Source organism: Streptomyces sp. NBC_01264 (genome assembly GCF_026340675.1).
Lineage (GTDB): Bacteria > Actinomycetota > Actinomycetes > Streptomycetales > Streptomycetaceae > Streptomyces.
The window spans coordinates 2,039,389-2,052,460 of record NZ_JAPEOX010000002.1 but is presented as its reverse complement, the minus strand read 5'-3'; the positions used below and the strand labels follow the sequence as shown (position 1 = coordinate 2,052,460).

Annotated in this window: 11 protein-coding genes and 1 pseudogene; 5 read left to right on the top strand and 7 right to left on the bottom strand. The window is 75.2% G+C overall.

The genetic code is table 11. The annotated features are described in order from the left end of the window. The first annotated feature begins 30 nt into the window (after window positions 1-30). Entirely contained in the window at window positions 31-438 is a 408-nt protein-coding gene (msrB, locus tag OG435_RS42270) for a peptide-methionine (R)-S-oxide reductase MsrB (RefSeq protein ID WP_215022632.1), read from the top strand. Window positions 439-511: 73 nt separating this feature from the next. On the opposite strand, the pseudogene OG435_RS42265 reads toward msrB, so the two are convergent. Continuing rightward, window positions 512-1,820: pseudogene (locus OG435_RS42265) on the bottom strand (hypothetical protein). A 302-nt stretch (window positions 1,821-2,122) separates the two neighbouring features. On the opposite strand from OG435_RS42265, the gene OG435_RS42260 reads away from it, so the two are divergent. Genes OG435_RS42260 through OG435_RS42245 form a run of 4 tightly spaced genes read left to right on the top strand, consistent with a single transcriptional unit; the run spans window position 2,123 to window position 5,868 of the window. After that, window positions 2,123-4,489, top strand: a complete 2,367-nt coding sequence (locus OG435_RS42260) for a sensor histidine kinase (RefSeq protein WP_266885661.1) — start codon at window positions 2,123-2,125, stop codon at window positions 4,487-4,489. Next, a complete protein-coding gene (locus OG435_RS42255) occupies window positions 4,486-4,887 on the top strand; it encodes a roadblock/LC7 domain-containing protein (protein WP_266885659.1) in 402 nt (133 codons plus the stop codon). Before OG435_RS42260 ends, OG435_RS42255 begins: the two co-directional genes overlap by 4 nt. Next, window positions 4,887-5,255, top strand: a complete 369-nt coding sequence (locus tag OG435_RS42250) for a DUF742 domain-containing protein (RefSeq protein ID WP_266885657.1) — start codon at window positions 4,887-4,889, stop codon at window positions 5,253-5,255. The genes OG435_RS42255 and OG435_RS42250 overlap by 1 nt, the downstream gene beginning before the upstream one ends. After that, window positions 5,242-5,868 (top strand): GTP-binding protein, encoded by a 627-nt coding sequence (locus tag OG435_RS42245; RefSeq protein ID WP_266885655.1) that lies wholly within the window; start codon window positions 5,242-5,244, stop codon window positions 5,866-5,868. The genes OG435_RS42250 and OG435_RS42245 overlap by 14 nt, the downstream gene beginning before the upstream one ends. Here OG435_RS42245 and OG435_RS42240 read toward each other — a convergent pair. Genes OG435_RS42240 through OG435_RS42215 form a run of 6 tightly spaced genes read right to left on the bottom strand, consistent with a single transcriptional unit; the run spans window position 5,816 to window position 13,043 of the window. Then, window positions 5,816-6,805, bottom strand: coding sequence for an NAD-dependent epimerase/dehydratase family protein (locus tag OG435_RS42240; protein WP_266885653.1), 990 nt, complete (start codon window positions 6,803-6,805; stop codon window positions 5,816-5,818). The genes OG435_RS42245 and OG435_RS42240 overlap by 53 nt on opposite strands. Next, window positions 6,802-7,977, bottom strand: coding sequence for a cytochrome P450 (locus tag OG435_RS42235; RefSeq protein ID WP_266885651.1), 1,176 nt, complete (start codon window positions 7,975-7,977; stop codon window positions 6,802-6,804). The genes OG435_RS42240 and OG435_RS42235 overlap by 4 nt, the downstream gene beginning before the upstream one ends. Next, entirely contained in the window at window positions 7,974-8,729 is a 756-nt protein-coding gene (locus OG435_RS42230; protein WP_266885649.1) for a glycosyltransferase family 2 protein, read from the bottom strand. Before OG435_RS42230 ends, OG435_RS42235 begins: the two co-directional genes overlap by 4 nt. Then, the gene (locus OG435_RS42225) at window positions 8,729-11,260 is read right to left on the bottom strand and encodes a YhjD/YihY/BrkB family envelope integrity protein (protein WP_266885647.1); all 2,532 of its coding nucleotides are present in this window, start codon (window positions 11,258-11,260) and stop codon (window positions 8,729-8,731) included. Before OG435_RS42225 ends, OG435_RS42230 begins: the two co-directional genes overlap by 1 nt. Next, window positions 11,260-12,012: a glycosyltransferase family 2 protein gene (locus tag OG435_RS42220; RefSeq protein ID WP_266885645.1), complete on the bottom strand. Its 753-nt coding sequence runs from the start codon at window positions 12,010-12,012 to the stop codon at window positions 11,260-11,262. The genes OG435_RS42225 and OG435_RS42220 overlap by 1 nt, the downstream gene beginning before the upstream one ends. Next, window positions 12,009-13,043, bottom strand: a complete 1,035-nt coding sequence (locus OG435_RS42215) for a 3-oxoacyl-ACP synthase III family protein (RefSeq protein WP_266885642.1) — start codon at window positions 13,041-13,043, stop codon at window positions 12,009-12,011. Before OG435_RS42215 ends, OG435_RS42220 begins: the two co-directional genes overlap by 4 nt. Window positions 13,044-13,072: the final 29 nt, after the last annotated feature.

The following is a 13,072-nucleotide window of genomic DNA, read 5'->3' as shown; positions in this document are numbered from 1 at the left end:
CTGGGAAGAGCGGGAAACGGGAGAACAGTCATGTCGTACGAGGTAGAGAAGACGGACGAGCAGTGGCAGGCGGAGCTGACGCCGTCCGAGTACCAGGTGCTGCGCCTCGCCGGGACCGAGCCCGCCTTCCGCGGTGAGTACACGGACACCAAGACGGAGGGCGTCTACAGCTGTCGCGGCTGCGGCTCCGAGCTGTTCCGCTCCACGGAGAAGTTCGAGTCGCACTGCGGCTGGCCGTCCTTCTACGACCCGAAGGACTCCGACGCGGTCGAACTGAAGGCGGACGTCGCCCACGGCATGGTCCGTACCGAGGTCCTGTGCGCGAAGTGCGGCTCCCACCTGGGCCACGTCTTCGAGGGCGAGGGCTACCCGACGCCCACGGACCAGCGGTACTGCATCAACAGCATCTCGCTGCGGCTCACGCCGGCCGAGGGCTGAGCCCACGCGGGCGGAGACCGGCCGGGGCGCCGGTCGTCGTGCTTCCGACGACCGGCCCCCGGCGGGCCTGCGCTTATGCGGGCAGCGCGGGGAACACGACCAGTGAGCCGTTCCCGTTGCGGGCGATCTCGATCGCCACGTCGGTCGTGGGGCTGTCGACCACGACGCCTTCGGCCAGTTCGTGCAGGCCGTTCGCCGCGCGCAGGAGGCGGTCGACGTCGCCGACGTGCATCAGGGGCAGCAGGCCGGACCCGCGCGTCAGTTCCAGTGCCGACAGGCCCTGCAGGACCCCGGCGATGCCCGACTCCAGTGTGTCGAGGCGCTGCTGGTCGGCCTTGAGCGCGCGGGTGAAGTGCGCGAACAGGTTGTCGGGGTCGCCCTGGGCCTGATCGACGGCTTGCAGGACGATGACCCGCCGCTTCAGCGCGACGGCCAGGGCGGCGAGTTCGAGGTGGGCGCGGAACTCGCCGCCCTGGTCGTCGAGTCCGGGGAACGGCTTGTTCAGCGCGCCGATCTCGACGGGCTCACCCTCGGGCAGCTCGTCGAGTGCGCTCCGCCACTTGGCGACGCGGCGTTCGGTGGCGGCCAGCGCCTTGCTGATGGCGTGCACGGCCGAGTCCAGTCCCAGCGTGACCCCGAGCTCGCCCTGGTCGAGGAGGACCGCGGTGGCCTTCTCGATGGCGTCGCGGCAGCCGTCGAGTTCGGTGCGCTCGTCCGCGAGCTTCTGCTCGTGCAGGTGCTCCAGCAGTTCCGTGATGCGTTCGACGGCCCGCTGGCGCTGGGCGTCGGCATGCGCGCTCACCCCCACCGCTATGGCCATGAGCACGAGCGGCGCGGCCACGGTGAGCGCCATGCTGCCGGCGGCCGCGACGCCGGCCGTCGCACCGGCTCCACCGAACGCGCCCGCTGCCGCCGCCTGACCGACCGGCACGAACGTCGCCTGGGCGGCGATGCCCGTCGAGTTCACGAGCGCTCCGTGGATGCCGCCGGCCGCCGGCCGCCGCCTTCGACGCCATCGGGCGGACGATGCCCTGCCCGAGCTGGGCGACGACCTTCGCCGGAACCACCATGCGGTACAGGCCTTCGCCGGCAGCGGTCGCCGCCGCGGAGGAACCCCGCGCCGACTGCGTGATGAGCTTCGACAGGTGCTCCGCGAGGGGGCTCGCGGCATCGAGCGGGATGCCCCGGCCGCGGTCGAGCCCGGCGGGCAGCGGATGCGCCTCGAGCGTGGCGATCGGCGCATCGGCCAGGCCGGCCAGCACACTGCGCAGTTCGGTCAGGCGCTCGGCCGTCATCGGCCCGTCTCCGGCCAGTGCGGGCACCCGGACGTCACCGGTCGCCAGCGTCCACACCGGAACCATTGCCCCGCGGTCGTCAGTCATCGTCTCCCCTTGATCGCCGACGACAAGGTACGGCCGGCTTGCTGCGGCGCCTGCCGGTGGACCGGGGATCCGGTGTCGTTGGTGTCGCGGTTGGGTTCCGATCAGGTCTCTCGCTTGCGAAGATCCGCAGTAAATGGCGGGATTTGGTCACGGAAGACACCTATCCGTTTCCTCGGTGTGGCTGGTTATGATCGGCACCCTTACATCCCGCCGCAGTCCGCATGGTTGTGCCCGTCCCTCCCCAGGACCGTGCGAGGTACGGCCGTTGGGCCGCCCCCGCCGCCCCCCGCCCCCGAGGACCGATGTCTCCCATAGAACCCGAAGGCGAACCCGAAGGCGTACGAGGGCAGTCGACGACCCGTCGGCGGCGGACCCTGCGCCTGCGCACCCTTCTCATCTGGCTGGCGGTGCTCCCCACCGTGGCGATGGGCACCCAAGTGGCGGTGACCGCCCAGCGGCTGCTGGCACAGGCGGAGCACCTGCGGGCCGATGTCGCGGCCGCCGAGAAGGTCGGCGCACCGCTGTACACGCTCATGATCGACATGCAGGCCGAGCGGACGCTGACCGCCTCGCTGTGGGCGGGGGCCGCCGGGACCGAGGAGCCGCTGCGCATGCGGCGCGAGGCCACGGACCGGGCCGCGTCCGAGTTCCGCCGGCTGGCGGTCGGTTCGGACGCGTTCTTCGAGGAAGTGAACCGGCGGCTCGACAGCCTGGCCTCGTACCGCCAGCGCGCGGACGCCCGTAGCGGTGGCGCCGACGGCACGCTGACGTACTACACGGAGGTGATCGACGCGGTCATCCAGGCTTACCAGCTGGACTTCGGCCATGCGGACGACGCCGAACTCACCAAGGAGAGCCGGTCCGTGGTGTCCATGCTCTCCGCCACCGAGATGGTGGCGCGCGAGGACACGCTCCTGGCCCTGGCCGGGCCGTCCAGGGAACTGAACTCCGCCGGCTTCGACCAGTTCGTCGGAGCCCTGGGATCCCACCGGTTCCTGTACGACACCTGGGTCGTGCCGTATCTGCCCGACGAGGACCGGCGGTTCTACGAGCGGATCGTCGCCTCCCCGGACTGGCAGACGAAGATCCGCATCGAGAAGGCGATCCTCTCGAAGCACACGGACGTCGCGTCCGGCATCAAACTGCCCGCCGAGGTCGGGGGCTGGCGGTCCGCGCACGAGAACTTCTCGGTACAGCTGGCCACGCTCAACGTCGACCGGGCGCGGAAGATGCTCGCACGCGGCGAGGCCAAGGCCGCGGAGCTGGACACCGAGGTCGCCTGGCTGATCGGGGGAAGCGCCGGCGGGCTGCTGATCGTCGTGGCCGTGGTCGTGTTCACCACGCGATCCGTGCTCCGCCGCCTGCACGACCTGCACGAACGCACGGTGACCGTCGCGGAGGAAACCCTCCCCGACGTCGTCGCCCGGCTCCAGCGCGGGCAGACCGTCGACGTCGACGCACTGCCCGTGGTGCGCGGCGAGCGGGACGAGGTCGGGCGCATCAACGACGCGTTCGCCCGGGCCGTCGCCGTATCCGTCGACGGGCACCGGCAGCTCGCGGCGGAGCGCCACGGGTTCGGCCTCTTCGCCTCGGGCATCGCCTCGCGCACCGGGAACCTGGTCAGCCGTCAGCTGAGCCTCACGGAGGACCTGCAGGACACCTTCGGCCACGACGAGGTGCTGCTGGCCCAGTTGATGCGGGCCGACCAGTTGACGGTGGGCATGCGCCGCCAGATCGAGAACCTGCTCATCCTGTCGGGCGGCGAGGTCCCCGACCCGCACACCGAGCCCATGCGCGTCGCCGACCTGCTGCGCGAAGCCGCCGCGGAGGTCGAGGAGTTCCGGCGCATCGAGCGGCACGCCCTGGACGAGACCAGCGTGGAACCGCGCGTGATCAGCCAGATCAGCCACCTGCTGGCGGAGCTGCTGGACAACGCCACGCGCTTCTCCCCGCCGCGGTCGAAGGTGGTCATCCGCGCCGAGATCGTCGCGGACGGGCTGTCGGTCGAGATCGAGGACCGCGGGCCGCGGGTGACCCCCGAGCGGTACGAGGAGATGAACGGGCGGCTGCACCAGGCGCCGCCGTACTCCGTCCTGGCGCAGAACGCTCACCGGCTCGGACTCTTCGTGGTCGGTCACCTCGCCGACCAGCTCCGGGCGACCGTCACCCTGCGCCGCTCGGTGTACGGGGGGACCTCCGCCGTGGTGATCCTCCCCGGGGAGCTGCTGGTGGCGACGGAAGGGGAGCCGCCGCGCGAGCCCGCGGCCGTCGTGCCGGCCACCGCCGCCAGCGCCCCGGCGCCGCGGCTTGCGAAGGAGCCCGAGGCCGAGCCCGCGTCCGAGGCCGAGCGAGAGCCCGAGCGAGAGCCCGAGCCGGTCCGGTACACGGACGCCGGGCTGCCGAGCCGCCGCACGACGGTGCCCAAGCCCGCGTCCGCGCCCGTACCCGCGACCGCGACCGCGTCCGCGCCCGTCTCCGGACCGACCCGGCCGGCCCTCCCCGAGCGCGTCCCGCAGACCCACATCGCCGAGCAGCTGCGCGCGCCCGGCGCACCGGAACCGGCCGTCCCCCAGGACACGGCGACTCCTGAAGAGGTGGCTGATGCCTGGGCGGACTACGAACGCGGGACCCAGACAGTGGAAGAAGAGCTCCGACGGGATCGGCCATGACTACCTCAAGCGACGTGATCTACAGCGTCCTGGACAACAACCTCAGCAGGATCGCCGGCATCCAGGGAGCGGTGCTCCTCTCCAACGACGGCATCAAGCTCAGCGCCTACCTGCTGGACGAGCCCCAGGCCGAGCGCATGGCGGCCGCGGCCTCCGGCATCGCGGCCACGATGAAGGCGATATCCCGGGAGGTCGACGGCGGCCGCGTCATCCGCCAGTTGGTCGAGATGGACGACAGGTACCTCTGCATCGTCGGCTGCGGTGAGGGCAGCACGCTCATCGTGGTGACCTCCCGCAAGGCGCGGCTCGGGGAGCTGGGCGGCGAGGCCGTACGGACGGCCCAGGCGCTCGGCGAGTGGCTGGGCACCCCGGAGCGTGCCCAGGCGCCGACCCCGTAATGCCGCAGGACGAGCCACAGCCCCCAAGGCGCCGCCGGACGCGGCTGTACGCCCTCACCGACGGGCGTACGGCCGCCGCGCACACCGTCCTCACCATGGACACCACGATCACGGCGGCGGTGGCCGAGGACGCCCGCTCCGGACTGCCCACCGAGTGGCAGGAGATACTCGCCATGTGCACGGAGCCGGGCGGCCGGGCGGTCGCCGAGATAGCGGCGCGGATGCGCATCCGCCTCACGCCGATGACGCTGCTCCTCGGTGAACTCGCCGACCGCGGGCTGATCCACCACCGGCCGCCCCTGGGGGGCGCCGAGACCACCGACGTCCACCTGCTCATGAGAATCAGGGACAGCCTTGCCCGGAAATGACACGTCCGCCTCCCGAGCCCGTGCCTCAAAAGAAGCGGCCCCGGTCAAGATCCTCATCGCCGGTGGTTTCGGAGTCGGCAAGACCACCCTGGTGGAGACGATCTCCGAGATCGAGCCGCTGCGCACGGAAGAGCGGCTGACGGCCGCGGGCGTCGGCGTCGACGACCTCGACGGCATCGAGTCCAAGACGGCCACCACCGTGGCGATGGACTTCGGCCGCATCACCCTCACCGACGCCGGCGTCGTCCTCTACCTCTTCGGCACACCGGGCCAGGAACGCTTCTGGTTCATGTGGGACGACCTGCTGGCCGGGGCGCTCGGGGCGATCGTGCTGGTCGACACGCGCCGCCTCGACCGCAGTTTCCCGGCCGTCGACTTCTTCGAGAGCCGCGGACTGCCGTTCGTGGTCGGCGCGAACTGCTTCCACGGCGAGCAGCCCTACACCGCGGAGGAGATCGCGACGGCCCTGCACCTGCGCGATCCCCACACCCCCGTGCTCATGCTCGACGCCCGCTCCCGCGAGGACGTCCGCGCCTGCCTGCTCGCACTCCTCGACCAGCTCATCGCCAACGCGGGGGCCGCCGCGCCCGCCCGGAGCGGTCGGGCCGGCTGACCGGCCCGGAATCCGGGGTTCCGCGCAGAGAGCCGAGGTGCTCCGCCAGATTCCGCTCCGGGACCCAGCCCTGGGTGCGGGCGCGGGTCAGGTCCAGGACCACGGGGTGGGCGAGCTGGTCCACCGCGTAGCGGCTGAGGGCCGGTTCGCCGGAGGCGAGGGCTTCCGCGAGCCGGGCCGCCGCGGTCGCCAGGGCCGGCGGGAGGTGGCGTACGCGGGCACGGACCCCGTGGGCCCGCAGGACCTCGGCGACGGCCTCGTCACGCCGGTACGGGAGGGCGTCCGCGATGTTGTACGCGCCCGCGGGCCAGGCGGGGGCCGCCAGGCAGGCGGCGGCCAGGTTCTCCACCGCCGTCAGGCTGAGCGGGACGTCCGGGCCCGGCAGGAACAGGGTCCCGGCCCGGACCCGGGAGAGCAGCCGGGGCAGGAGCTGGGTGTCGCCGGGGCCGTACACGGCGCGCGGGCGCAGCACCACGGCGCCGGCGGCCAGCGCCAGGGTCTCGCCGGCGGCCTTCGTACGGCCGTAGGCGTTGAGGTGTCCCGTGCGGGGATGGTCCTCGTGGACGAGCGTGCGGTCGAGCCGGGGGTCGTAGACGCTGGCGCTGCTGACCCAGACCACCGGGAGCTCGCCCGCGGCCCGCAACAGCCGTTCGGTGCCGGTCACGTTGACCGCGTGCATGACGGCCTCGCCGGGGGAGCCCGGAGCCGGATCGCCGACCGCCGCCGCGCAGTGCACGACGAGGTCCACGCCCGAGAGGTCCGGCTCCCCGAGGGACGCGTCCCAGAAGCGGTGCTCCCCGAGCGGGCCCGGCCTGCGGCCCACGCACACCACCCGGGCCCCGGCCGCCGCCGCGGCACGGGCGACGTGCCCGCCGCAGAAGCCGCTCGCGCCCGTCACGGCGATCCGGGCCCCGGATGGTGTCGTACGGGATGTCATGCCGCCGCCCGTACGACCAGCGAGCGCCACCCGGGCAGGGCGGCCCGGCGGTCCACCCGGGCCCGGGTCACGACCGGCCGGTGCGGAGCCAGCGCCGCCAGTACGCCGGCCAGCTGCTCCCGCGCCAGGCGGGCTCCGGGGCAGGCGTGCGGCCCGGCGCCGAAGACCAGGCGGGCGACGCCCAGCTCGTCGGGGCGGCGCCCGTCGGGGTCCCGCAGGTGGGCCCCGGCCGCGTGCCGGGCCACCAGGAGCAGCTGGTCACCGGCCCGGACCGGGCAGCCCCCGACCGAGCCGTCGGCCGCCGCCACCCGGGGGAGCAGGGGGGAGGCCGCCGTCACGCGGAGGAGTTCGTCGGTCAGGGCGGGACGCAGGGCCGGGTCCGCCGCCTGGTCCCACAGCTCGGCGTCGGCGCACCAGGCCACGGCCCGGGGCAGCGCCGCGACGGTGGTGTTGACGGCCGCGACCGCCAGCATCGCCGCCCGGGCGTCCGCCCCCGGCCCCAGGAGCCCGCGGAGCCGCTCGGCGGCACGGACCGCCGCCGCCTCGGCGCCGGGGCGGGGCGGGCCGGGGAGGTGGCTGCGCACGGAGGCGGCCGCGGCCTCGGCGGCGGCCTCCGCGAGGGCGAGCGGGGAGGCGCCGTCCGGGGAGCCGGGGCCCAGCAGCGCGTACACCACCGAGCCGGCCAGTTCCCGGGTCAGCGGAACCAGGTCCACCGAGCTCCCGAGCGACAGCGGTGCGAGCCGCCGTAGGAGCAACGGGTGCCATGCCGCGCGCAGTTCCCGGGTCCCGGCCGCGCCGAGCAGCTCGGCGAGCTCCCGCCGGGCCGTCCGGTGGCCGGAGCCCTCCTCGTCGAAGAGCACGCCCTCCACCCGGGCGGCCCGGGCCGCGCCGCCCGTGGTTCCGGGCGCGGTGCGGTCCAGCGGCAGCCGGGTCAGCGCCTCCCGGTAGGCCGCCGTGCCGTGGACGAGCAGGGTGCCGCCCCCGAGCCGGCGCACGGGCCGACCGCGGGTGGCGGCGAGCAGCGCGAACAGGAAGGGGTGGGAGCGCAGGTAGACCCGCCGGTCCCGGCGGCGGGCCCTTGCCCCGGCCTGCGTGCCGGCTTCCGTACGGGCCTCCGTTCGGGCCCGTACGAGGGTGCGGGTGCGGGTGCGGATCGTCGGGTCGGTGGTCATCGGACGTGTGCCTCCGCGGTGTCGGCGGGACGGTAGCGCCGGTCCCAGTACCAGAGCAGGGTGCGGCGCGGGCCCCAACTCCGCAGCCTGCGCAAGCTGTTCTGCACCACGAGGTGCTCGGCGCGGACGATCCGGTCGCTGTGTTCGCGGGCCCGGTTCAGCAGGGCCACGTCCTCGGACCGCTCGTGCAGCGGCACCCGCAGGGCTCCGCCGCAGCGCAGGTAGAGGCCGGCGGTGATGCCCAGGTTGTGGCCGTGGCACAGGACGTAGGGGGTGCGGTAGCGCGGGTGCCGGTGGGCGGGCCGGTAGCGGCCGTAGAACGAGGTGAGCCGGATCAGCGCCGGCAGCAGCCGGGCTTCGAGGAGGCCGGGCCCCTCGTCGAGGCGCGGCACGCTGCGGCCGCACAGCATTTCGGCGCCCCGCCCGAACTCCGCCTTCGCGACGGCCGTCCAGTCCGGGGCGGGCAGGCAGTCGGCGTCGGTGCGCAGCAGGTGGGTGGCGCCGGCGGCGATGGCGCACCGGAATCCGGTGTCGGCGGCGGTCCCGGCGCCGGGCCGCTCCTCCGCGACGAGCTCGACGGGAAAGGGCGCCGAGCGCGCGAAGTCCCGTACGGCTCCTGAGGTTCCGTCGGTGGAGGCGTTGTCCACGACCACGAGGGTGAATCCGGTGTCGTGCTGCGCGGCGAGCGCGGCCAGGGCCGCCCCGATGGCCGCCGACTCGTTGTACGCGGGCACGACCACCCACAGGTTCATCAACTCGGTTCTCCTTCGAGTGGGTTGGTGGTGGCGGCCCAGGAGGCCGCGCGGAGCAGGGCCCGGGCGCACAGGCTGCCCCAGACGAGGAGTCCGATCAGCGTCCCGGTCCGGTGGTAGAGCTCGCCGTGCAGTGCGGCGGTCGCGGCGAGATAGGGGTCCGCAGCGAGGAGGAGCAGCCGGCAGGCCAGCGCGGCCGCCAGCGCCGGACCCGCGATGGCGGCCGGCCGGGGCCTGCCGGGGGCCCGCCGCGGGGCGAGCCACAGCACGGCCGAGAACAGCGCCCACAGCGCGGGGACGGTCAGGGCCGGACCGCCCGCCGTCACCACGGCGGCGACGGCGCTGCCCGCGAGGCAGAGCACGGCCGCCCCCGCGAGGTCGCGGGCCGCGTCGCGCACGGGGTTTCCGCTGCCCGCGTTCTGCCCGCACATGGCCCGGATGCCCGTACGCAGCGCCCGGGTCGTCCGCACCACCGACCAGCCGAGGGCGAGGACGAGCAGCGGCCGCCAGTGCGGGGCCGCGATGGGCAGCCGCCCGGCCGCCGGAGCCGCGGCGGCGGGCAGCATGGCCGCGGCCAGCCCGTCCACGACCCGCCGGACCCCGTCCGCGCCCGCGCCGGCCCGGCCGGCCAGCGAACCGAGCAGCAGCACCGCCGGGGCCGTCCCGACGAGCAGGGCGTACGTGAGCGAGCCCGCGAGGGCGTCGCCGTTGGCCCGGGTGTAGCGGCGATGGGAGGCCATGACCCGCGCCCGGAGGGCGTGCGCGCGGGCCGGCCACGCGGTGGTGGCGGGCACGGGGGTGCGCCGCTCTGTCCCGGGGTGGGGCCGGGCCGCCGCCGAGGCCCGCTGCCCGGCGGCCCGGGCCCGGGCGCAGGCGCGGGCGCGGGCCAGGGCCCGCCACCCGGCCGCGGCCGTCACGGGGTGCCCCGCCGCGCGCCGCTCCGTGCGGGGCCGTGGCCGGGGCGGGAGCCGGTGCCGGGGGCCAGCCGGTGGGCCGCCAGGGCCGCCGTCGCCGCGCGGTCGGGCTTGCGGGAGCGACCCGACAGCGGGATCCGCGCGAACAGCAGGGCGTCGGGCGCGGCCGTGCCCATGCGGCGCAGGGGGCCCGCCAGCGCGGACCGCAGCGCGGGCTCGGAGGCGCCGTGGCACGGCTGGACGACGGCCACGAGCCGCTCGTCGCCGGAGCCGGAGCCGGAACCGCCGCCGGCGCCGCGGTCGCGGCCGTCGTCCGTGTCCGCCGGAATCCCCACGAGCAGGGCAAGCTCCACCCCGGGAACGTGCAGGGACGGTTCGTACAGCCCCGGGTAGATGTTCTCGGCCCGGCGCAGCACCATGTCCTTGGCCCTGCCCCCCCAGCACGATCCGGCCGGCGCCGTCCAAGCGGGCCCGGTCGCCCGTACGCACCCACGGATCGGGATCCTCGCCGAGGTAGCGGTGCCGGGCCCCGGGTCCCGCCAGAAGCAGCTGCCCGTCCGCGTCGGACCCGGCGCGCACACCGGGCAGCGGCGCACCGACCAGGTCGCCGGGACCCTCGTAGGCGGCCTTCTCGCGGGACTCCACCGCGGCGGCCGGGAACAGCTCGGTGAGCGCGTACACCCCCCAGGCCTCATCGGCCCCCGACTCCCTTACGCGTCCCAGCAGTTCCGCGCTCGCCGGAGCCGAGCCGGTCCACACCCGGCCCCGGAAGCGGGCTCCCGCCCGCAGCGCGTCCCGCAGCTGCGGCGGGGTGAGGTAGGTGTCCCGCGGCCCCAGCCGGGCCAGTTGGCGGGCCAGCACCCGGGGCGAACGGGCCGGGAGGGCCACGGGGGCGCCGCGCACGAGGGAGGGGACGAGCACGAAGAAGGTGCCGCCGAGCACGGGCCCGGCAGCCGGGCCGGAGGCCCAAGTCTTCCCCGCAGCAGGGGAGAACAGGGCCGACACCGTCTCCATCCCGGCGGCCAGACTCGCCCGCGTGTGCACCACCGCCCGGGGCCGCGCCGTGGTCCCGGAGGTGAACACGATGACGGCGTCGGCGTCCCCGTCACCCGTGAACCGCGCGGGAACCCCGAGCCGCCCCGCGTGCCGGTCCAGTCCGGGCGCGCACCCCGGCAGCCGCCGCCCGACCGTGGCCACCGGCGCGCCCAGCCCGGCCAGCTCCGGCAGCTCCAGCCCGGCCGCCCGCCGGGCCAGCGGCCGCGCCCACCCGGCCACCGCCTGCGCGGCGGCGTCGGCCAGCACCAGCGCGGGCCGCGCGGCCGTCAGCCGGGCGCGCAGCACGTCGGGTCCGGCTCCCGGATCCAGGACGGCCCCGCGCAGACCCAGCCGCCACAGCGCGAGCAGTACGGCGAGCGCGCGCGGTCCGGGGCGTACGGCGACCCCGACGGTGTCCCCGGCGCGCAGCCCGCGCGCGTACAGCGCGGCGGCGAACGCGTCGGCCAGTTCGGCGAGTTCCCCGCGCGTGGCGGCGGTGCGGGTGGCTCCCGTGCGCGTGGCGGTCAGGACGGCGGGCAGGTCGGGGCGGGCGCGCAGGGCGTGGTCGAGGCGGTCCAGCATCAGCGGGGGTCGTCCGTTCCGTGCGGGCCGCTGCCGCGGCCGAGGTACCAGCGGGCCGTGCCGGCGATCCCGTAGGCCGTCAGGCGGCGCGTGGAGTTCTCCACGACCATGGCCCGGCAGCGCGTGATGCGGTCGGTGTGGCGGCGCACGGCGTTGAGGAAGAGCCGGTCGGTGGGGGAGGGGCGCCGGGGCATCCCGCCGACGGCCAGGTACAGCTCGGCGGTGATGGCCATGTTGTTCCCGGCGTGCATCCGGTACGGGGCGCGGTAGCCGCGGCGCCGCGCGTGCTCGGGCCGCAGCCGGCCGAAGAGCCCCGCGAGCCGTACGAGGACCCCGAACCCGGCCCGGCCCAGCGGGCCGTGCTCGTCCCGGCGGGCCACGATCCGCCCGCACACCAGCCCGGGGCGCCGGGCCAGTGCCGCGCGCGCCGCGCCCGTCCAGCCCGGGTGGGGCAGGCAGTCGGCGTCGGTGCGGGCGAGCAGGGTCGCGCCGCGCCCGATCGCGTACCGGAAGCCGGTGTCCACGGCGGAGCCGACGCCCTTCTCCGGCTCCTCGATGACCTCCACCGCGAAGGGGGCGCCGGCCGCGAACTCCCGCGCCACGGCGCCCGTCCGGTCGGCCGATGCGTTGTCGACGACCAACAGGGTGAAATCCCGGTCCCGTTGGCGGGCGAGCGCGGCGAGGGTGCCGGAGAGCCGGGCCTCCTCCTCGTGCGCGGGGACCACCACCCACAGCCGCCCGGCCGCGCTCACGACTTCTCCCAGACCATCGTCATGATGCTGATCCCGCCGCCGAGACCCACGAACAACACCCGGTCTCCAGGGATCAGTTCGTCGAATATCCGGTCGAGCTGCACCCCGATCGTCGCGCTCGCGACATTGCCCAGCTCGGGCACGGTCACCACCAGCTTCCCGGCCGGCACCCCGGTCAGCTCGGCGAACCGTTCCAGGTAGGGCACGGTCACCTGGTGCACCAGCACCTTGGCGAAGCCGTCCCAGTCCATGCCCGTGCGGTGCAGGGTCCGGTCGATGACGGCGGTGCCCACCTTCTCGAAGACCCCGCGCAGTTCGTGCCCGTCGCCGCGGAAGTACGTGTACGCGTCCCCGCGCGGGTGGCGCGAGCCGCCGCCGGGGATCCCCCCGACCTCCCAGTGCTCGGAGTGGGTCTCGGTGTCCACGTCGAGGATGCCGCCGCGCTCGACCGGCTCCACGATCACGGCGGCCCCCGCGTCGCCGAAGGTGTAGCCCGCGAAGCCGGCACGGAACTCGGAGAAGTCGGCGGGCGCCGTCCGCACGGCCCGGCTGGGGGTCTCCCCGGTGACCACCAGGGCCCGCCGGGCCCGGCCGGCGAGGATCATGGAGCGGGCGAGGTCGATGCCGTTGACGAAGCTGTTGCACGCGTTGGTGACGTCCAAGGCGTGTGCCTTCGTGCCGAGTTCGGCCTGCACGATGTGCGCGGTGGCGGGCTCGGCCACATCGCGGGAGGCGGAGGCGAAGAGCAGCAGGTCGATGTCGGCGGGCCCGAGCCCGGCGTTGTCCAGCACCCGGCGGGCCGCACCCACCGCGAGCGTGGAGGCGTACACCCCGTCGCCCGCGACCCGGCGGGTGAGGATCCCGGTGGCCTGGGTCAGCAGCCGGGGCGGCAGCTTGATTCCGGCCCGGTCGGCGATCTCGAGCTGGAGCCGGTCGGAGGAGAGGACGTCCCCGGGCAGGATGCCGGCGACGGCGGTGATCCCGGCGCGGGGCCGCGGGCGCGGGCGCGGTACGGATGGCTGATTCGGCATGTCCTCACCATGACGCGCCGTCCGGTCCC

Bases quoted from the DNA above. Each gene is read 5' to 3' on its own strand.
- OG435_RS42230 (WP_266885649.1), bottom strand. From the start codon at position 8,729: ATGAACCTGTGGGTGGTCGTGCCCGCGTACAACGAGTCGGCGGCCATC.
- OG435_RS42235 (WP_266885651.1), bottom strand. From the start codon at position 7,977: ATGACCACCGACCCGACGATCCGCACCCGCACCCGCACCCTCGTACGG.
- OG435_RS42250 (WP_266885657.1), top strand. From the start codon at position 4,887: ATGCCGCAGGACGAGCCACAGCCCCCAAGGCGCCGCCGGACGCGGCTG.
- OG435_RS42215 (WP_266885642.1), bottom strand. From the start codon at position 13,043: ATGCCGAATCAGCCATCCGTACCGCGCCCGCGCCCGCGGCCCCGCGCC.
- OG435_RS42225 (WP_266885647.1), bottom strand. From the start codon at position 11,260: ATGCTGGACCGCCTCGACCACGCCCTGCGCGCCCGCCCCGACCTGCCC.
- OG435_RS42255 (WP_266885659.1), top strand. From the start codon at position 4,486: ATGACTACCTCAAGCGACGTGATCTACAGCGTCCTGGACAACAACCTC.
- OG435_RS42260 (WP_266885661.1), top strand. From the start codon at position 2,123: ATGTCTCCCATAGAACCCGAAGGCGAACCCGAAGGCGTACGAGGGCAG.
- OG435_RS42240 (WP_266885653.1), bottom strand. From the start codon at position 6,805: ATGACATCCCGTACGACACCATCCGGGGCCCGGATCGCCGTGACGGGC.
- msrB (WP_215022632.1), top strand. From the start codon at position 31: ATGTCGTACGAGGTAGAGAAGACGGACGAGCAGTGGCAGGCGGAGCTG.